We start from the raw sequence: 19838 nt of genomic DNA on the forward strand, positions 1-19838 counted from the left end.
GGCATTTAATAAAAAAGCTCCTGATTTCTTCAGAAGCTTTTTATTTTATCTATTTAAATACTTTTATTTTTTTACAAGTCTATAATCTGCCTTACCACTATTAGTTTGTACTGTAACCAGATAGATTCCCGAACTTAAGTCAGAGATATCCATACTCTCAAGGTTCTGGTTAAACGACACTAATTCACGTCCCTCTAAGTTGTATATAACAACTTCTTCTGGTAACACATTGTTTTCTGCCTTAATATAAAGAACATCATTAGCCGGATTTGGATATAGTACTAAACTTTTGTTTAGAATATTATCGCTAATACCAAGCAACTCTATTATTTGTGTAGTAACACTATTGGTTACGATAGGCAGGTTATAATCAAAATAAATATTCACTTCATTACTATGAATAATATCGCCTACCTCAAGTCCGGCAACAGGTTTTATCTTGTAAGCGATAAAACCGTTACTTCCTGCTTCATCTTCCCCCTCAAAAGGCAGATTTATATTTTCAAAAATAAATTCAACATGGTTATCATCAGTTATTTCTATTCTGTAATCATGACTTGAACTTACAGGTCTAAACGTACTCCAGTCTACATCGTCACTAAGCATATCTTCAACTCTTATGTTTATTGCACTTGCTGTCCCTGTATTTTGGAACCTGATGATATAATCCAGATATTCTGTAGCCTGTTCAATGTAAATCTCACTACCCTGAACCACTTTCTTATCATTAGGATCAAAAGAGTTAACTACTATCTGTTCAAATCCAAAAGTATTATCCTGCGGAGTGTAATCATTTTCATTTGGAGTTACCGTAGCGGTAAAGTTTAATATATCATCCCCGTTAACCGTAGGAGGTGTAAATGTTTCCATAGTAATATCAATTACCCTGCTTTCAAAAGGCTGGAAATCACTTAAGTCGAAAGTTAATACGTTATCTGAATTTGATGATGCAGCAGGAACAGCACTAACAAAAGACTGCATTGCATCATCATAAGTAAAGCTTACTGTTACTGCAGGAATGGATTGTATCCCTAAATTTTCAATAACCAACTGATATTCTGCTTCAAATCCGGGGCGGGCTTCGTTTACAGGTAATATTAAAACACTTAAGTCTTCAATAACCTCATTTGAACTCACGCAGAAACCAATTTCTTCTGTATTACCAAACCCCGTAAAGCTTACTACAGATGTTTCAGGTACTATGGTATAGTAATCCGGTACTCCAAGTACTTCTACTTCATATGTTGTTTCTGCATAAGTTTTAAGCTCATAACTCCCGTCAATTTCTACTGTTGTAGCATAACTAAACACATCATTATTAGCCCTAACTAAAAAATTAGCCATTGCAGTATCATTACTGTCACAGCCATTATTATCTTCATCAAATAAAACAGTTCCGTTTATAGTATTCCCCTGACATTCTTCACCTAAAGCATCTTCAAAAATCATCCATCCTAAATCATTTATAAGATAATCTCTAACATCCGTATCACAATAATAAAGATCATGTGATGTTAAAAACTGATTTTCTATCTGTAATTGAGCAAACTTATACAGTAAAGCATCATAATTTTCTGTACTAATGGCTGTACTGGAAACTAAACCATAAAAATTAAAAGCCACACTTGTAAAATCCCAAGCGGAAAGATCCTGATTAAATGAAGATGCTTGTGTAAACATACCTGAAAAATCTACAACGTTCGAAACATCCCAATTATTTAATGGTTGGTCAAATGAACTGGAAACATAAAACATATAAGCCATATTAGTAACACTAGAAACGTCCCAGTTATTTAATGGCTGATTAAATGAAGTTGCAAAATAAAACATTTCTTCCATAGTAGTAACATTGGAAACATCCCAGTTTTCAAGTGGCTGATTAAATAAATTTGCAGTTTTAAACATAAAAGACATATCTGTAACACTAGATACGTCCCAGCTATTTAATGGCTGATTAAACATATCACAGCTCAAAAACATGTTAGACATATTAGTAACATTAGATACATCCCAATTATCTATTGACTGATTGAAATTAGTACCTCTAAACATAAAAGACATATCCGTTACATTAGAAACATCCCAGTTATCTAATGGCTGATCAAATGCTGTATTATATTCAAACATATGAGACATACTTATAACATTAGAAACATCCCAATTGTTTAATGGTTGGTTAAACGAACCATTCCTAAACATATTAGACATATTTGTAACACTGGACACATCCCAGTTGTTTAATGATTGATTAAATGGACAAGCTGCAAACATAAAAGACATATCTGTAACACCAGATACGTCCCAGCTATTTAATTGCTGATTAAACATATTACAGCTCCAAAACATATTAGACATATCTGCTACATTAGAAACATCCCAGTTATCTAATGGCTGATTAAATGTAACGCAGCCGTTAAACATGTCTTTCATAGTAGTGACACCAGAAACATCCCAGTTATTTAAAGGAGAATTAAAATAGATTACACCAGAAAACATTCCTTCCATATTAGTAACATTAGATACGTCCCAAGTATCAAAAAGAATACTGGAAAAAGAAGCTTCTCTGAACATATTTTTCATATTGATTATATTAGAAACATCCCAGTTATCCAAATCAAGAATACCAAAACTAATATTAACCCCATAAAACATCCCCTCTGTACTTGTTACCTGGCTCAAATTTGGTGCATCTGTAGCAGATAAATTAAAACCAACACAACCATTAAAGGTATTTTCCATACTAGTCCAAGGTATATCCCCCCATTGCTGTATTTCAATCAGTTTTTCGGCCTCATCAACACTTAACGTTGAAAAATCAAGTCTTCCAAGAGTACCGGATATGGTAACCGTATATGGGTTTAATACCTCTGACTCCTCATAGGTATGAGTACACGGACCTGTTTGATTAGTTAATATTGTTCCATCACCAAAATCAACAGTATAATTATTATTTGCATCATAAACAGCCGGAATAGTTATACTCCAGTTATAAAGTGGTTGCCATACCGTAACAAATGGCTCCTGAGCATAAATAAAAGACGTTAAAAAAAATAAAAGTAAAGTAAGGTAGTTTTTTTTCATAATTTAAAGATTGGTTTATACCTTGCAATATAACACTTTACATATAAGTTTTAACATTTTGACTTACAAAAAAAGTCCCGCTTTATAAGCAGGACTTTTAATCAATTTAAATTCTAATTTATACTACGCTACCACACCTTTTGGCTTATCGGTATATTGTATTAGTACAAATGATATGAACGAAGCGGCGATACCAAAAAAGTTAGCATCAAGCCCCAATGGCAATTTTACCTGGGTGATAATAAGGATTAGTGTTGTAAGTCCGCCCACAACCATAGCCACTACAGCAGCCCTTGCTGATGGCTTTTTGAGTAATAACGTACCCAAAACAGGCACTAATAACCCCGATACCATAAAGGCATACGAGTACAACATTAGTTCCAGTACATTTTGCATATTGGTCGCCAGTATAATGGCTAATGCCCCTATTATTAAAGTAATAATTTGAGAGTATTTTATGTGTCCGAACTTTCTGGTACCTTTAAAGTATTCTAAAATATCGGTAGTAAAGTTACCCGAAGCAGCCATCAAACAGCTATCGGCAGTAGACATAATAGCCGAGAAGTAAGCCGAAAGCATAAGCCCCATCAATCCTACCGGTAATATTGTTCTTAAAAATAATGGTAACCCAAGCTCGGCATCCAGTTGTGTACCGGGTGCATAACCTATGGCAGTAAACAATCCCTGCTCATAACCTACCCTTGCAAAAAGCCCCAGGGCTATTCCCATAAAAGCCATAATAGGCCATTCAAACAAGCCCGCAATAAACCATGCTTTTTTAGCCGTTTTTACATCTCTGCAGGCAAAAATACGTTGGTACAAAGTCATCCCCACAAACCATATAGGTACAATGGTAATAAGCCAGTTAAAAAACTGTACGAATGAAAGGTTGGATAACGACATAAATTCTGCCGGAACGGTTTTACTAATAGCTTCCCATCCGCCTATATAAGCATACCCTACCGGAATACCAATAAATATGAGTCCGCCCATAAGTATTATCCACTGAATGGTATCGGTATAAATTACAGCCTTAATACCTCCTACAGCCGTATAAACTACAGCAATTACCCCCATTATAAGTACTGCCATATTAATGGATACCGAAGGAAATGTTGCCTCTACCAACTTGGCTCCTGCCAATATTTGTGAACTGGTAAAGCCTACATAGCCTATAAGGGAAATAAACCCGGCTATAAGAGCCACTTTACCGTTATAATGATGTGCCAGTGACTGAGGAAATGTAAGGAATTTGTTCTCCCTTGCCACAGGATATATTTTAGGAATTAATAATACTGCACTTAACCATGCCCCCAAGAGTCCTGTAAAAAGCATCCAGCTACCCGATAGCCCCATCATGAAACCAAGACCTCCCAAGCCTATGGAGAAACCTCCGCCTACATCGGTCGCTACTACCGAAAGTCCTATATGACCTGCCGACATGTTTCTGCCTCCTACATAATAATCATCTTTAGATTTGTTACGCCCCATAAAATAGAAGCCAACACCCAGCATTACTATCAGGTAAACTATAAATATTATTAAATCAACAATGTGTATTTCCATTATTTAAAAAAATTTTAGCGTATTTATACATGAGGATATATACATATTCCCATTATTAGTTTTACTTATATATGCTAATAGCCTTTTTTGTAATAAGCCCCAATTACCACACAGATACTAAATTTTGGTAATACAGATAAGGGCTGAAAGGCATGAAGAATGCGATATGCAATTCTAAAAAGCGATTGAATGTCAGCAAATATAATAATTTAGGCTCGCCTAAAAAAATATAACCCAAAACTCCCCATAGTAAAGCCTCCTGCAGTTTGTTTTTAAAACGGGTTATAAAAAAACAATCCCCTGCTTATAGACAGGGGATTGTTAAAAAAACTAACACAAATTATAGTTCCCAGCCAAATGTAGCCTGGAGAACATAATCTTCCTTGTTGGCACCTTCCGGCGGCCTTCTGTCGTAATTATATGTAAACCCGAATTTAATAAAAAACTCAAGAGGCAAATCATATTTCAGGTCGAGTTTTATATCACTCCTAACCCTGTGTTTCTCTGTTAAACTGGGATAAACCACTGCATTGGTTAACAGGCTGAAATCTTTAATATCAAACATATTAAGCTCAATGCCACTAAATGCCTCGGCACTATTCCTGTCAGAATTCAGTATAGGTTCATACCTCTCATTATTCCACGCAACACCTATTACTCCGCCAAAGTACAGCTTGTTAGTATGTACAAAATATTTACCAAAACCCAGTTTGGTAGTTAGCCTCAAATCCAACTGCTGCTCATCGTTTTGAAGCAGTTCACCCGAAAGGTTTAGAAAATAATCGCGTTTTAAAAATACCCTTAGTCCAAGGCTGGCGTCTGTTCGGCTAATATCATTACTATTATCCTGCTTTGTTTTGATAGCATTATAACTCCCCTGCATACTCCAGTAGTTTGCCGTATAACCTAAGGTACTCCTCATAGTAAACTGCTTGAAGTTGTTACTCTGAGTTAGGTTTACCCCTATAGATAAAGAGGCATCAAGCCTGGAAATAAAGCCCTGTTTAATGGATTTCACATACACAATATCATGTACCGATGTATAGATGTATTTCTTTTCGGTTACATCATACAACACTACCCTGCCCCCGTTTATAGAGTCGGTTTGCAGCATACTGTTTAACCTGTCTCCGTTCCTGAGGGTTATAAGAAATGTTTGCTTACTGTTCAGTTGCTTAATATCAAGCCATTTGACATTAAAATCACTATCACTGTAGTCTGTTTCAATAATAAGGACACCTTTGTCCATCTCTTTAATCTCTCCGATAAGCCTATCCTTATTTTTAAGGATAATGGTATCGTTCTTCTGGGCGTGAGCATTAAAACAACAACATAGGCATACCACCCAGAAAAGGGTAATATGAAAACGTGGGGTTATATTGCTAAGCCAATTTTTAGTGTGGGTCATCAGCTTAAATTATGTGGGGTATAAATATAAGATTATTCTTGCTTTACTTCTACTACTTCATACATGTTCTTTCCGTCAACCTGTACCGGTTGGTAGTAGGTCTCACCATATTTTACATAGGTTTGGTCGCCAACTCTGGTTTCTTCTGCTCCTTCGGGCAGGTTTTCGACAACAGTTCCGGCTGTAGGGGGCACAACCGTATAACCTCCGTCTGACTTTTCATAATAGGTACCTCCGTAGTAATAATTATTTGTGGTTTCGTTAACCGTTACTGTTTGAGACCCTTCGGGTAATACCTTTATGGTTGCTCCTACAGGTGCCTGTACTACAGTATAACCTCCGTTGCTTTCTACATAATAAACTCCCTGGTCATAGTGGTATTTTTGATTCTCTATAGATATTATTATTGCAGTAGTGGCTAGGCTTGCAACAAAATATCCCCAAGGATGCCATACAGGTCCCCAGTAAAACGGACGGAACGGATGGTAATAATAGGGATGATAACAATAAAAACCTCTGCCTCCGTATCGATAAGGGGGCCTTGTATAAGCTACTCTGTTTGATCTTACAACAGTATGCATGCTATTATCAATATTAATATTCACATCACCTCTTTTGTTGTTAGAAACATTTACCTTATTATGTCCGCCTCTGCTTGGTGTGGTATGGTGATTAGAAGTAGAATTCCTGTTGTTTGATTTTCTACTTCCTCCATTTATAGTAGGTCTTGAATTATTATGAGACGGAGCCTGCCTTGTATTTTGTTGTCTGGATGGGACTTGCCTTGTAGCCTGCTTTGTTCTTGAAGGAGCCTGTCGCGAAGGGGCTTGCCTTGCTGGTGCACTTCTGTGTGCTGGTGCAGCTCTTCCGTTCCCTCCTCTATGAGGCAAACGCTGTGCAATGCTTTCAACAGGAAGCATTAACACACAAGCTAAAAAAGCACCCAGTAAATATCGTATTGGTAATTTATTAGTCGTTTCCATAAGTAAGGATTTTAGGTTGGTTACTCATCTTGCATTGGTAAAATAGCAATCTGGCCGGCATCGGGAGGCGGAATAAAATCAAAAAGCACATCGGGCAAATCAGGATTAAGATTCCATTCAGAAAAAGTGGCGTTGTACTGAGGGGTGCCTTCCCGGTCCTTGTAAGTAATGGAAAACTTTATAGGGAGTGTATAGGCATCATTAGATACCCATACCTGAAAATTCATCTTATCATTATCTGCCATTAAATGGAAACATTCTTTCCCGTTAATATACTTACTGCCCAGGTAAACAAACACAGGGAAGTTTTCGAGTATATCATCGGTTATGGCAGGAAAGAAAAAATCGGCTGCAGGAAATTCAATCCCGTAGTCGTTATGAATTTTTTCTATGGCTGTTAGTGTAGAATCGGGAGCAGCAATAACCGAATAGTTATTCTCCCTGTAGGAATAGTAAACCAAATGTTCACCATTATACCAATACCCTTTGTGGGATTTGTCTCCCCTTGCCTGAACCAAAAGCCGGTCTGGCCCTTTTAGGTATACCTGGTATGAAGTAAATCTTTTTTCCAGTCCGTACTGTCCTGTTTCATCCATCGAGGCTTCCATCTTAAAACTGCAGGAAGTCAAGTCACCAATCACATCGCTCATCCTATCTGTAACAAGAACGGCTATCGAATCCACTTTTGTGTTTTGAGCAAACATTACAAAAGGGATAAATAATGCTAAAAGCAGGTATTTATTTATCATGGTTTGGGTTTGAAATTCCTATTAAATATACTTATTTATTAAGCATTTAACACAAATACCTATACGTTTAACAAAATTTTAAACAGAATTAAAACAAATAATAAATCAAACCATTCGTAATCAAAATACTACATTTTCCTTATAGAAAACACATAAACCCATACAATTAAAAATACCTGTAACGGAACCCTAAACCACAAATAAGTTATGCCTTTACCAGTATAATTTGCCTCCATTAGGTTTACATTATGCAGGGATGCATAAATATTTGCCGGAAGTATAAGAATGAAAAACAGTATTATAATAATACCCGTAGTTTTCCTGTAGGCAGGAAATAATAAAAGTACACCAAATATAAACTCTGCCACTCCTGTTATGTATACTAAAGCCTCCCTGTAAGGCACTACTGAAGGGAGCATCATCGCCATTCCTTTAGTAAACAAAAAGTGTCCTACACCTGTAAAGCACAACATACAACACATAGCCAGATTACCGCTAAAGCGCCATTTAAAATCTCTTTTGGTAAGCTTACTTATCAGGATACCGGCAATAAAAGTCGTAAAAAGTACTATTAATACATCCATATAACTGTCCGTTTTTTGATTAATACAAAATTGGGACTGTTATAGATGATAAAAAATGATGTATGTTAGTTTCGTGCGTATTGTTTTCTAATCCTACTAAGGCTTTCGGGTTGTATCCCTAAATAGGAAGAAAGATGCTTTACAGAAATAGCAGCCACAAGCTCAGGGTTTCTTTCCATAAGTCTTACATAGCGCTCTTCCGCAGTTAGTGAAAGTAATTCCATTTCCTTTTCAAGCCTGTGAGCATACTGCATCTCTGCCATTTTCCTACCTACCGTGGCACCATGAAATGATTTTTGGTAAAACATTTCTAAATCCCTGTAAGGTATAACTACCACTTCGGCATCTTCTAAAAGCTCAATAGTAACTATACTTGCCGCACCAGTTATAAGGGAATAAAAGGCCGTAACAAATTCACCCGAAAAGTGAAAAGCCACAGTAAACTCCTTCCCTTCTTTTAAAAAGTAGTTACGGGTTGTTCCTTTTTCCAAAAAGTAAATATAGTGTTCCAGTTCTCCTTCCTTAATTAAGGTATCTCCTTTTTTATAGGTTTTGTAGGTAAGTATTTGGGCAAACATATCCCAGTCTGCCTCAGGTAACTGGTGCAGACTGAAAACGGTTTGTTGTAGTTTTTTAAGAGAATCCATATTTCCCGATTAGGGAACCTAAGATACATATTTATCTTACTTTGTAGGCATTCATTACGTTAACCTCATAACTGTTCTTATCTAAAAACAGTTGCAGTGTAGAACCATCGGGAGAGAACCATGCCATATTAACCCTTGCTTTACCTTTCATTATAAGTTCATTTAAATCTTTAGAACTTTTATTTGCTGTTCCTTCAGCACCAACACTTTTGTAAACATCAGGTCTTCCTACATCAAGATCATTTTCAATAAGCATACGCTGTACTAAAGCTACTGCCTGGTCAAGTCCCTGTTCGGTTTGTTCAAATTTCATGGTCGCATCAAAGGTATTCCCTATTCTTAACCACTTATTATAATCTGCTTTAGCAGATGAATAATCTCCTTTAACACTAAGTCCGCTGGCACCAAAAGTTTGAGACTGCATCGTTAATGCTCCTAATAAAAAAATGAATGTTACTACAATCTTTTTCATGTTTTTAGTTTTAATTATTTATTAGTTCCTACTAAGTTAGCTAATCTAACATTCATTTTGTTTTAACAAAATCACAAAATAAGCCCCGTTAATAGTTAACTTGCCGCCTTTAATACAAAAAATATGTCTGCAAACTATATACTCGACACACAAATAAACAATACAGTATTTGGCCCTGATGATATTATGTACAAGGATTACGAACGCTGTACTTTTACTAACTGCGACTTCACACAGTGTAATTACCTTGGGGTAGCATTTACCGACTGCGAATTTGTAAACTGTAACTTTACCGAAGCAAAAATCAACTATGTATCATTTAGGGATGTGATGTTTACAGGATGTAACTTTACAGGAGTAAATTTTGCCATGGTAGACACCCTGCTCTTTAAATTTGAATTTAAAAAATGTATACTGGATTATACCAAGTTTTATACCCTTAAAATGAGGGGAACGGTATTTACCGGATGCCAGATTATAGCATCTGACTTTATGAATGCCGATATTACCGACGTAATATTTGATAATTGTAACCTTCACAAAACCGTATTTCTGGATACAATTGCCAATAAAACCGATTTTTCAACCAGTTACAACTACACTATCGATCCCGAAAAGAATAAACTTAAAAAGGCAATATTTTCAGAGTCAGGACTTAAGGGGTTACTAACGAAACACGAAATAATAATTAAATAAAATAAAGCAGATTTTTGTAGTGTTAATCGAATTTTAGCAATACATTTGCCGCTCATTGCTGGTCATGTTATGGGCCAACAATTTAAAGACCCAGGGGCTTCCACCCACGGGTCTTTTTTATTTATAGGCATTTAAAACATTAACCTCATAGTTACACGCACCCAACAAAAGCTGTAATACTGATCCGTCGTCAAGCACCCACCCCTCATTAATACGGGAATTTCCTGCCTGTACCGAGTAATGAATTTTATCCGGATTCTTACGGTCTAAATCCTTTCCTTCAAAACTGTTAAAAATATCAGGGTTCTCAATAAAGCGTCCGTTCTCATTAAGCATTCTGTTTACCATTGCTAATGCTTTTGTTATGCCTTCGGGAGTCTGGTTAAAGCGCATTGTAATATTTGCTGTAGTTCCCTGCCGTAACCAAACATCATAAATAAGCATGTTAATATCATAAGTACCGTTTACCTTTAGTTCAGACCTGCCAAAACTCTGGGCATTGGCAGCAGCTATTGTAAAAAGTAGTAATAAAAGTGTGTAATACTTCCTCATAACTTATTGGTTTTGATTAACATTAAGTTTTTTTCCATTATAAAATTAAGAAGTTTTTATACAGGAAAGTATTGCAAAACATTTTATTTAAGTAAGCCTAATGTAAAACTTGAAATTAATCGATAAAATGCATTTATATAAAAACAAAAATCCCTCCTATAGGAGGGATTTTATATATACTATATAGTGTTTGATTAGTAAACAAAAATAGGTCTTTCACCCATCATACCGTTTACTTCATCGGCTACTTCTTCAATAATTTCTTCATTAGTAAAGTTAGTGATAACCTTATCAATAAGAGCAACAACAGTTTCCATATCAGCCTCTACTAAACCACGTGTTGTGATTGCAGCCGTACCCACGCGGATACCCGATGTTACAAACGGAGACTTATCGTCAAACGGAACCATGTTCTTGTTAACAGTGATCTCAGCTTTTACTAAAGCATTTTCTGCCTCTTTACCTGTAATGTTTTTGTTTCTAAGGTCAATAAGCATCATGTGGTTATCTGTACCTCCCGAGATAATGTCATATCCTCTCTTAACAAAAGCTTCGGCCATAGCCTGAGCATTTTTCTGTACCTGTAGTGTATAACGGAAGAACTCATCACTTAAAGCCTCACCAAAAGCAACAGCTTTAGCAGCGATAATGTGCTCTAACGGACCACCTTGGTTACCTGGGAATACAGCAGCATCAAGTAAAGAAGACATCATTCTTATTTCACCTTTAGGTGTTTTGATACCCCAAGGGTTTTCAAAATCTTTACCCATTAATATCATACCACCTCTTGGCCCTCTAAGGGTTTTGTGAGTTGTAGTAGTAACAACGTGACAGTGAGGAATTGGATCACTTAAAAGACCTTTAGCAATAAGTCCTGCAGGGTGAGAAATATCGGCAAGAAGTAAAGCACCTACGCTGTCGGCAATTTCCCTAAAGCGTTTAAAGTCCATATCACGAGAGTAGGCAGAAGCACCTGCAATAATCATTTTAGGTTGTTCCTGTGTAGCTATCTCCTGAATTTTATCGTAATTAAGTCTTCCGGTTTCTTTTTCCACACCATAAAACACAGGTTGGTATAACCTACCCGAAAAGTTTACGGGAGAACCGTGAGTAAGGTGACCTCCATGAGAAAGATCGAAACCTAATATTTTATCACCCGGTTTAAGGCAAGCGTGGAAAACAGAAGCATTAGCCTGAGAACCAGAGTGTGGCTGTACGTTTGCATACTCAGCACCAAACAAGGTTTTCGCCCTGTCAATGGCAATTTGCTCGATAACATCTACTACCTCACATCCGCCATAATATCTCCTTCCCGGATAACCTTCGGCATATTTATTAGTAAGTACAGAACCCGCTGCTTCCATTACCTGGTCGCTCACAAAGTTTTCTGATGCAATAAGTTCCAGTCCGTTAATCTGCCTGTCTTGTTCTTCAAGGATCAGGTCGAAAATTTGTTCGTCGCGTAGCATTTTATATTTTTTCGTTAATTTGCCGTCAAAAATACAAAAAATCGTTTGTCAAAACGATATAGCAAAGTATATTTGATAATTGAATAACAAAATCATACACAAACAAAGTAATATGACATTAACAGCAAACGACCCTTCCAGAAAATCGTGGCTTAATGTACCCGAAAACAGCGATTTCCCTATACAGAATATTCCTTTTGGCGTTTTTATCACTAAAGACGACGTAATTACTATAGGAACAAGAATAGGAGACTACGCAATAGACCTTGGTGCACTGCAACAGTTAAACTATTTTGAAGGCATAGAGCTTACAGACGATATGTTCATGCAGGATACCCTTAACGACTTCATATCAGACGGTAAAAAAACCTGGCGTTTGGTAAGGAATCGCATTGCGGATATTTTCGACATTAACAACCCTAAACTTAGGGACAACGAGAAACACAGGGAAGTAGTAATATTTGACATTAAGGATGTGGAAATGCAGCTTCCGGTACTTATTGGTGATTATACCGATTTTTACTCAAGCCGCGAGCATGCTACAAACGTAGGTAAAATGTTCCGTGATCCGGATAACGCCCTTTTACCAAACTGGCTGCACATTCCGGTAGGTTACCACGGTAGGAGCTCTACCATTGTACCATCGGGTATACCGGTACACCGTCCTAACGGGCAAACACTTCCTCCGGGAGAAACCCAACCGGTATTTGGTCCTTCAAAAAGGGTTGACTTTGAGCTTGAAATGGCTTTCATCACTACAGATGCCAACATAATGGGAGAACCAATCCCGGTAAATGAAACAGAAGACCACATTTTTGGTATGGTACTGTTTAACGACTGGAGTGCACGTGATATTCAAAAATGGGAATATGTGCCATTAGGCCCGTTCCTTGCTAAGAACTTTGCATCATCAATGTCTCCCTGGATTGTAACACTGGATGCGCTTGAGCCATTCCGTACAGCAGGGCCGGAGCAAAATGACCCTAAGCCATTAGAGTACCTTCAGCAAACAGGAGAGCACGCTTTTGATATTAAGTTACAGGTAGGTTTAGCTCCTGAAAACGGAGAAGAAACCATTATATGTAACTCTAACTTTAAGTACATGTACTGGAGTATGTCTCAGCAACTGGCTCACCATACTGTAAACGGTTGCCGTGTTAACTCTGGTGACCTAATGGGTAGCGGTACTATTTCGGGACCAACACCAGACAGTTTCGGGTCTATGCTGGAGCTTACATGGGGTGGACAAAATCCACTTAAATTAAGTAATGGAGAAGAACGTAAATTTATTGAAGACGGAGATACCGTAATTATGCGAGGCTACTGTCAAAACGATGATATCAGAATCGGGTTTGGTGAGGTAAGCAGCAAATTATTGCCGCCTTTCAGCAAAAAATAATACTTAAAGCCCCTCGTTTGAGGGGCTTTTTTATACTACTCCACTATTTTTTTAGCTTAAAAAAATTAATATTTAAAAATTTTGACCTCAAAAAAATTTAAAATATTAAATCAAAATCCGATTTTTCCTTTTTTTAGTTAAAAATACAGGCTTACATAAAATTTAACAGCCATCGTTTAATTTAAGTTATAAATTTGCAACGATGAATAAAAATAGATTTAATACTAAACTCCCTAAAAATCAAACAGCTATCCGGCTTAACTACCGGGTTGTGCGGTTGGTATAACTATACCTGCCACATACTGGGTGTACTTTATTTAGTATTAATTTTATTTTAACGGAATTGAAAACACTATCTGTTTTTTTAAGGCCTGCAGTAAAAGGCCATTCTTTTATATCTAATCCTAATTCTTTAGAGAATCGACGACGATTCAGGCCGTAAGGTCTGCAATATCACTATGGTCCGGTCCGTCCGGTTCCGTTTTACCCTGTTTATTTTATTGATCATATATTAATTTATTTCTATTAGTACTGAAATGAATGTATCTATTGTAATAGCTCACGAAGAGCACTACAAATTTGCAGAAGAAATTTGTGAAACCATCAACGCTTCTGCCGTACAAAGAGGTACGGGTATTGCCCGAAGAACCCCTGAGTATGTTATGAAGAAAATGGAGAACCGCGATGCTGTGGTAGCAACCGTAAACGGAAGGTTTGCAGGCTTCTGCTATATAGAAAGCTGGTCTCACGGCAAGTTTGTGGCTAACTCAGGCCTTATAGTGCATCCTGATTACAGGGCGCTGGGCCTTGCAAAAAAAATAAAGGAAAAAGTATTCAAATACTCTCAGGAAAAATATCCGGGAGCAAAAATATTTGGTATCACCACAGGGCTGGCCGTTATGAAAATCAATTCTGATTTGGGCTACAAGCCGGTGCCTTTTAGTGAACTTACAGATGATCCAAGCTTTTGGAACGGATGCCGTGGCTGTTCAAACTTCGATATACTGGAGCGCAAAGAGTACAAAATGTGCCTTTGTACCGGTATGCTGTATGACCCCGCCAAAAAGAAAACAGAAGAAAAATACACGTTTAACAAAAAAGTGCTGCTAAGGCTTAAAAATATAAAGCTGGCACTTTTCCTTAAAAAAGAAAAAGTATAATGAAAAAAGTAGTTTTAGCCTACAGCGGCGGTCTTGATACCTCTTACTGCCTTAAGTACCTAAAAAACGAACTGGGGTATGAAGTGCATACCATACTTATAAACACAGGCGGTTTTACGCCTGAAGAATTAAACGGTATAGAAACAAGGGCTTACGAACTGGGAAGTGCTCACCACGTAAACCTTGATATTATTGATAAATATTACGAAAAAGCAATTAAGTACCTTGTATTTGGCAACGTGCTTAAAAACAATACCTACCCGCTTTCTGTTAGTGCCGAAAGGGTTTTCCAGGCACTGGAAACGGTTAAATATGCAAAAAGCGTAGGTGCCGAAGCCATTGCTCACGGCAGTACTGGGGCAGGTAACGACCAAATCCGTTTTGATATCGTATTCCAAACCATAGCTCCGGAAATGACTATCATTACCCCTATACGTGACCTTAAACTTACGCGTCAGGAAGAAGTGGCTTACCTACAGGAAAACGGTGTGGAGTACAGCTGGGAAAAAGCACAGTACTCTATTAACAAGGGGATATGGGGTACCAGCGTAGGTGGTAAGGAAACCCTAACCTCATCACAACCGTTACCGGAAGAAGCCTACCCTTCTCCTTTAACAAAAACACAACCTGAAAAAGTTGTGCTTCACTTTGAAAAAGGAGAACTTACAGGTATCAATAACAAATTTGATAAGCCTTCGGTTAATATCCAGAAACTTGAAGCACTGGCTTCTGCCTTTGCCATAGGCAGGGATATACACGTGGGCGACACCATTATAGGCATTAAAGGACGTGTAGGTTTTGAGGCGGCGGCTCCGCTTATCATAATCAAGGCGCACCACCTTTTGGAAAAACACGTGCTGGGCAAATGGCAGCTGTACTGGAAAGAGCAACTGGGCAACTGGTACGGAATGCTTTTCCATGAAGGACAATACCTTGATCCGGTAATGAGAAATGTGGAAGTGTTTTTAGAGGACACTCAAAAAACGGTAACAGGTACAGTAACGGTAAGCCTTAAACCGTATCACTTTACCCTTGATGGAATTGAGTCGGCTCACGATTTGATGAACACCAAATTCGGGCAGTATGGTGAAGTGAACAACGTCTGGACATCAGATGATGCCAAAGGCTTCATTAAGATATTAGGGAACGCACAAAACATTTATGCACAGGTAAACGGAGAAAGCTATGATTAACATTGGTATTATAGGCGGATCAGGCTACACGGCAGGCGAACTGTTACGACTGCTGGTACATCATCCGCAGGCGAACATTGATTTTGTTTACAGCACAACAAACGCGGGCAGTCCGATATCAATTGTGCATCAGGACCTGTTTGGCGACCTTGAACTTAACTTTACCGATATGGTTAACCCGAATGTAGATGTGGTTTTCCTTTGCCTGGGACATGGTAAGTCAATCGCTTTTCTGAAAGCCAATACCTTTTCAGAAAGTACTAGGATAATTGATCTAGGAAACGATTTCCGTTTAGAGAAAGATGCTGCTTTTAATGGTAAAAGCTTTGTTTACGGCCTTCCGGAACTGAATAAGTATAACATTAAACAGGCACAGTACATTGCCAATCCGGGGTGTTTTGCCACAGCAATACAGTTGGCCTTATTACCACTTGCCGCAAACAGGCTGCTAAACAATGCGGTACATATCAATGCTACCACAGGAAGTACGGGTGCGGGAGTACAGCCATCGGCTACTTCACACCACCCCTGGCGTATTGGTAATATGTCGCATTATAAGGCTTTTGAGCATCAGCATATGGGAGAAATCATTCAAAGCCTTGAGCATCTGCAAAATGGTTTTGATCAGGAAGTAGTATTCATACCAAACCGTGGCGATTTTACCCGTGGGATATTTACCACATTATATACGAAAGTGAACAAAAGCTTAGATGAGGTTACAGCACTGTATAAAAACTATTACAGTAACGAACCTTTTGTTAGGGTAACTAACGATAGTATTCATCTGAAACTGGCGGTGCAAACTAACAAATGCTTTATAAGCCTGGAGCAAAAAGGCGATTACCTTTTAATCACATCGGTAATAGATAACCTGATAAAAGGCGCTTCGGGACAGGCAATACAAAACATGAACCTGATGTTCGGGTTGGATGAAACCACCGGACTACAGCTTAAGGCTACAGGTTTTTAATTAATTCTAAAAAGTAACATACAATGAGCTTATTCAATGTATACCCTATATATAATATAACTCCGGTAAAGGCGCTGGGGGCAAAAGTTTGGGACGATAAAGGACAGGAATACCTTGATTTTTACGGAGGTCACGGAGTTATCTCTGCCGGGCATTCACACCCGGTATACGTAAAGGCTGTGAGTGAGCAGGTAGCTAAACTGGGCTTTTATTCCAACTCTATCGAAAATCCGTTACAGGAAGAACTGGGTAAAAAACTGGTAAACTTTTCGGATTATCCTGATTATAGCCTTTTCCTGTGCAACTCGGGTGCCGAGGCTAACGAGAATGCCCTTAAACTGGCATCGTTCCATAACGGTAAAAAGAAAGTTATTGCTTTTGATAAGGCTTTCCACGGACGTACCTCTGCCGCAGTAGCCGCTACAGATAACCCATCGATAGTTGCACCACTCAATGCAGGGCACGAAGTGGTTTTCCTTCAGCTTAACGATGAGGAAGCGTTAAAAAAAGAACTGGATAAAGGAGATGTTTGCTGTGTTATTATAGAAGGGATTCAGGGTGTAGGCGGACTGGACGAGGGCACTACCCTTTTCTTTAAGGCTATAGAGAAAGCCTGCAACAATAATGATGTGGTACTCATACTGGATGAAATACAGAGTGGCTACGGGCGTTCGGGTAAATTCTTTGCACACCAGTACCACAACATAAAGCCTGATATCATTACAATGGCAAAAGGTATGGGTAACGGATTCCCTATTGGCGGTATCCTTATCTCACCTAAGTTTAAGGCTTCATTCGGTTTACTGGGAACCACTTTTGGCGGTAACCACCTTGCCTGTGCAGCCGCAACTGCGGTGCTTGATGTTATAGAACAGGAAAACCTTATAGACAATGTTAATGATATGAGTGCCTATTTTAAGGAACAGGCTGCCCTTATACCACAGGTTAAAAAAATCAAAGGACGCGGACTCATGCTGGGGCTTGAGTTTGATTTTGAGATAAACGAATTACGGAAAAAACTGATTTATAACGAGTTTATATTCACCGGTAGTGCATCACAAAAAAACCTGCTGCGCATACTACCGCCACTGTCTATAAACGAGGAGGACGTTGACCGCTTTTTTATCGGTCTTAAAAATGCATTAAAGGATTTATAAGTTATTTTTCAATTAATTACAAAATGAAACACTTCACTTCGGTAGACGACATTCAGGATCTTAACGAACTGATTGCGTTAGCTAAAAACATAAAGGAGGCACCATTTGCCAACAAAAAAACAGGAGAAAACAAAACCCTGGGACTATTGTTTTTCAATCCTAGCCTACGTACCAGGCTCAGCACACAAAGGGCTGCCCTTAACCTTGGGATGGATGCCATTGTGATGAACCTTAATACCGAAGGCTGGGCACTGGAGTTTGAAGACGACGTAGTAATGGATGGTAACAAGGCCGAACATATTAAAGAAGCCGCACAGGTTGTATCGCAATACTGTGATATTATTGCAGTAAGAAGCTTCCCTACCCTTACCGATAAGGAAAAAGATGAGGAAGAACAGGTAATCTCTGCATTTAAAAAATATGCATCCGTTCCGGTAATAAGCCTTGAAGGCGCTACCGAACACCCTTTACAGGCTGTTGCCGATGCCCTGACAATAGAGGAATACAAAACCGTAAAAAGGCCAAAAGTAGTACTTACATGGGCACCACACCCTAAAGCGCTGCCGCATGCTGTGCCTAACTCTTTCGTTAAGGTAATGAAAAAGGCCGACGTTGATTTTGTTATCACGCATCCCGAAGGTTATGAGCTTAACCCTGAATTTACCAAAGGGGTTACCATTACACACAATCAGGATGAGGCGTTTGCCGATGCCGACTTTATCTATGCAAAGAACTGGAGCAACTATATTGATTACGGGCAAATAACCTGTAAAGATCCGTCGTGGACCGTAACAGCCGATAAGATGAAGCTTACCAACAATGCTAAGTTTATGCATTGCCTTCCGGTAAGGAGAAATATGATTGTTACTGATGAGGTACTGGATAGTGAAACATCTATCGTGATAGCTCAAGCCAATAACAGAACCTATGCCGCACAGGCAATACTAACCAAAATACTGGAACATGGAGAATAAGCCAAAACTTACCGTTGTAAAAATAGGCGGCAATGTGATTGACAGTAAAACTGCCCTAAAGGCATTCCTAAACGATTTTGCAGCACTAAACGGTTACAAAATACTGGTACACGGCGGAGGCAAAATAGCAACCAAAACAGCTGAAGGTTTAGGTATAATCCCAGTTTTTCATGAAGGCAGGAGAATTACCGATACACCAATGCTGGATGTGGCGGTTATGACTTATGCTGGGCTTATCAATAAAGATATAACAGCACAGTTACAGGCGTTGCAAAACAATGCTTTAGGCTTTACAGGAGCAGATGGTAACATGATCCTTTCCGAAAAAAGGAAGAATGTAGCTATAGATTTTGGCTGGGTAGGCGATATTGTTTCGGTAAACCATGAACTGGTTAAGGTATTATTACAGCAAAATGTGGTTCCGGTATTTTGTGCCATTACGCACAATGGTAACGGGCAACTGCTTAACACCAATGCCGATACCATTGCCAGTGCACTTGCTGTTGCCTGCAGTAAAGACTTTGACGTAAATCTGCTGTATTGCTTTGAGAAAAAAGGTGTACTTAGCAATGCCGATGATAACGATTCGGTTATAAAAAAACTTACTTTTAGTAAATACAGCCAGTTACGTGAAGAAAAAGTAATCCATTCGGGTATGCTCCCCAAATTGGAAAACTGCTATGATGCCCTTAATAAAGGAGTGTCGGCAGTATATATAGGCAGTCCCAAAATGATAAAAAAGGGAGATACACCCTATACACAGGTAGCTCTCTAAAAA

At 38.4% G+C, this 19838-nt stretch carries 18 protein-coding genes; 8 read left to right on the top strand and 10 right to left on the bottom strand.

The genetic code is table 11. The features are described 5' to 3' along the window. Nucleotides 1-63: 63 nt before the first annotated feature. From ABS768_RS08200 to ABS768_RS08235, 8 genes are all read right to left on the bottom strand, one after another. Nucleotides 64-3081, bottom strand: a complete 3018-nt coding sequence (locus ABS768_RS08200) for a BspA family leucine-rich repeat surface protein (RefSeq protein ID WP_408074475.1) — start codon at nt 3079-3081, stop codon at nt 64-66. Between the two features lie 123 nt (nt 3082-3204). Further along, nucleotides 3205-4647 (bottom strand): sodium:solute symporter family protein, encoded by a 1443-nt coding sequence (locus ABS768_RS08205; RefSeq protein ID WP_408074476.1) that lies wholly within the window; start codon nt 4645-4647, stop codon nt 3205-3207. A gap of 340 nt (nt 4648-4987) precedes the next feature. Next, the gene (locus ABS768_RS08210) at nt 4988-6055 is read right to left on the bottom strand and encodes a DUF481 domain-containing protein (RefSeq protein WP_408074477.1); all 1068 of its coding nucleotides are present in this window, start codon (nt 6053-6055) and stop codon (nt 4988-4990) included. A 32-nt stretch (nt 6056-6087) separates the two neighbouring features. Further along, complete coding sequence (locus ABS768_RS08215; protein WP_408074478.1) at nt 6088-7038, bottom strand: DUF6515 family protein; 951 nt, start codon at nt 7036-7038, stop codon at nt 6088-6090. 20 nt (nt 7039-7058) lie between these two features. Then, complete coding sequence (locus ABS768_RS08220; RefSeq protein ID WP_408074479.1) at nt 7059-7787, bottom strand: DUF2092 domain-containing protein; 729 nt, start codon at nt 7785-7787, stop codon at nt 7059-7061. A 128-nt stretch (nt 7788-7915) separates the two neighbouring features. Then, complete coding sequence (locus ABS768_RS08225; RefSeq protein WP_408074480.1) at nt 7916-8371, bottom strand: DoxX family protein; 456 nt, start codon at nt 8369-8371, stop codon at nt 7916-7918. A gap of 65 nt (nt 8372-8436) precedes the next feature. Beyond that, entirely contained in the window at nt 8437-9018 is a 582-nt protein-coding gene (locus ABS768_RS08230) for a Crp/Fnr family transcriptional regulator (RefSeq protein WP_408074481.1), read from the bottom strand. A gap of 31 nt (nt 9019-9049) precedes the next feature. Beyond that, the gene (locus tag ABS768_RS08235) at nt 9050-9490 is read right to left on the bottom strand and encodes a hypothetical protein (RefSeq protein WP_408074482.1); all 441 of its coding nucleotides are present in this window, start codon (nt 9488-9490) and stop codon (nt 9050-9052) included. A gap of 123 nt (nt 9491-9613) precedes the next feature. On the opposite strand from ABS768_RS08235, the gene ABS768_RS08240 reads away from it, so the two are divergent. Further along, nucleotides 9614-10186 carry a pentapeptide repeat-containing protein gene (locus ABS768_RS08240; RefSeq protein WP_408074483.1) on the top strand — a complete coding sequence of 191 codons (573 nt, stop codon included), beginning with the start codon at nt 9614-9616 and terminating at the stop codon, nt 10184-10186. Between the two features lie 117 nt (nt 10187-10303). Here the strand turns inward: ABS768_RS08240 and ABS768_RS08245 are convergent, their stop codons facing one another. Further along, nucleotides 10304-10738 carry a hypothetical protein gene (locus ABS768_RS08245; RefSeq protein ID WP_408074484.1) on the bottom strand — a complete coding sequence of 145 codons (435 nt, stop codon included), beginning with the start codon at nt 10736-10738 and terminating at the stop codon, nt 10304-10306. 194 nt (nt 10739-10932) lie between these two features. After that, on the bottom strand, nt 10933-12207 hold the full coding sequence (gene glyA, locus ABS768_RS08250; RefSeq protein WP_408074485.1) for a serine hydroxymethyltransferase: 1275 nt from the start codon (nt 12205-12207) through the stop codon (nt 10933-10935). Between the two features lie 112 nt (nt 12208-12319). Between glyA and fahA the strand changes: the two genes are divergently transcribed. From fahA to argB, 7 genes are all read left to right on the top strand, one after another. Next, nucleotides 12320-13606, top strand: coding sequence for a fumarylacetoacetase (gene fahA, locus ABS768_RS08255; RefSeq protein ID WP_408074486.1), 1287 nt, complete (start codon nt 12320-12322; stop codon nt 13604-13606). 536 nt (nt 13607-14142) lie between these two features. Then, the gene (locus tag ABS768_RS08260) at nt 14143-14766 is read left to right on the top strand and encodes a GNAT family N-acetyltransferase (protein ID WP_408074487.1); all 624 of its coding nucleotides are present in this window, start codon (nt 14143-14145) and stop codon (nt 14764-14766) included. Next, nucleotides 14766-15959, top strand: coding sequence for an argininosuccinate synthase (locus ABS768_RS08265; RefSeq protein ID WP_408074488.1), 1194 nt, complete (start codon nt 14766-14768; stop codon nt 15957-15959). Before ABS768_RS08260 ends, ABS768_RS08265 begins: the two co-directional genes overlap by 1 nt. After that, nucleotides 15952-16929, top strand: a complete 978-nt coding sequence (argC, locus tag ABS768_RS08270; protein WP_408074489.1) for an N-acetyl-gamma-glutamyl-phosphate reductase — start codon at nt 15952-15954, stop codon at nt 16927-16929. Before ABS768_RS08265 ends, argC begins: the two co-directional genes overlap by 8 nt. Nucleotides 16930-16952: 23 nt before the next feature. Beyond that, nucleotides 16953-18086, top strand: a complete 1134-nt coding sequence (locus tag ABS768_RS08275; RefSeq protein ID WP_408074490.1) for an aspartate aminotransferase family protein — start codon at nt 16953-16955, stop codon at nt 18084-18086. Nucleotides 18087-18109: 23 nt separating this feature from the next. Beyond that, entirely contained in the window at nt 18110-19060 is a 951-nt protein-coding gene (locus ABS768_RS08280; RefSeq protein WP_408074491.1) for an N-acetylornithine carbamoyltransferase, read from the top strand. After that, on the top strand, nt 19050-19835 hold the full coding sequence (argB, locus tag ABS768_RS08285; protein WP_408074492.1) for an acetylglutamate kinase: 786 nt from the start codon (nt 19050-19052) through the stop codon (nt 19833-19835). Before ABS768_RS08280 ends, argB begins: the two co-directional genes overlap by 11 nt. The last annotated feature ends 3 nt before the right edge of the window (nt 19836-19838 follow it).

It is taken from the genome of Flavobacterium rhizophilum, from assembly GCF_046000485.1.
In the GTDB taxonomy this organism is placed as follows: Bacteria; Bacteroidota; Bacteroidia; order Flavobacteriales; family Flavobacteriaceae; genus Flavobacterium; species Flavobacterium rhizophilum.

Coding starts and splice junctions, on each gene's coding strand:
- ABS768_RS08200 (WP_408074475.1), bottom strand. CDS start 3,081: ATGAAAAAAAACTACCTTACTTTACTTTTATTTTTTTTAACGTCTTTT.
- ABS768_RS08205 (WP_408074476.1), bottom strand. CDS start 4,647: ATGGAAATACACATTGTTGATTTAATAATATTTATAGTTTACCTGATA.
- ABS768_RS08210 (WP_408074477.1), bottom strand. CDS start 6,055: ATGACCCACACTAAAAATTGGCTTAGCAATATAACCCCACGTTTTCAT.
- ABS768_RS08215 (WP_408074478.1), bottom strand. CDS start 7,038: ATGGAAACGACTAATAAATTACCAATACGATATTTACTGGGTGCTTTT.
- ABS768_RS08220 (WP_408074479.1), bottom strand. CDS start 7,787: ATGATAAATAAATACCTGCTTTTAGCATTATTTATCCCTTTTGTAATG.
- ABS768_RS08225 (WP_408074480.1), bottom strand. CDS start 8,371: ATGGATGTATTAATAGTACTTTTTACGACTTTTATTGCCGGTATCCTG.
- ABS768_RS08230 (WP_408074481.1), bottom strand. CDS start 9,018: ATGGATTCTCTTAAAAAACTACAACAAACCGTTTTCAGTCTGCACCAG.
- ABS768_RS08235 (WP_408074482.1), bottom strand. CDS start 9,490: ATGAAAAAGATTGTAGTAACATTCATTTTTTTATTAGGAGCATTAACG.
- ABS768_RS08240 (WP_408074483.1), top strand. CDS start 9,614: ATGTCTGCAAACTATATACTCGACACACAAATAAACAATACAGTATTT.
- ABS768_RS08245 (WP_408074484.1), bottom strand. CDS start 10,738: ATGAGGAAGTATTACACACTTTTATTACTACTTTTTACAATAGCTGCT.
- glyA (WP_408074485.1), bottom strand. CDS start 12,207: ATGCTACGCGACGAACAAATTTTCGACCTGATCCTTGAAGAACAAGAC.
- fahA (WP_408074486.1), top strand. CDS start 12,320: ATGACATTAACAGCAAACGACCCTTCCAGAAAATCGTGGCTTAATGTA.
- ABS768_RS08260 (WP_408074487.1), top strand. CDS start 14,143: ATGAATGTATCTATTGTAATAGCTCACGAAGAGCACTACAAATTTGCA.
- ABS768_RS08265 (WP_408074488.1), top strand. CDS start 14,766: ATGAAAAAAGTAGTTTTAGCCTACAGCGGCGGTCTTGATACCTCTTAC.
- argC (WP_408074489.1), top strand. CDS start 15,952: ATGATTAACATTGGTATTATAGGCGGATCAGGCTACACGGCAGGCGAA.
- ABS768_RS08275 (WP_408074490.1), top strand. CDS start 16,953: ATGAGCTTATTCAATGTATACCCTATATATAATATAACTCCGGTAAAG.
- ABS768_RS08280 (WP_408074491.1), top strand. CDS start 18,110: ATGAAACACTTCACTTCGGTAGACGACATTCAGGATCTTAACGAACTG.
- argB (WP_408074492.1), top strand. CDS start 19,050: ATGGAGAATAAGCCAAAACTTACCGTTGTAAAAATAGGCGGCAATGTG.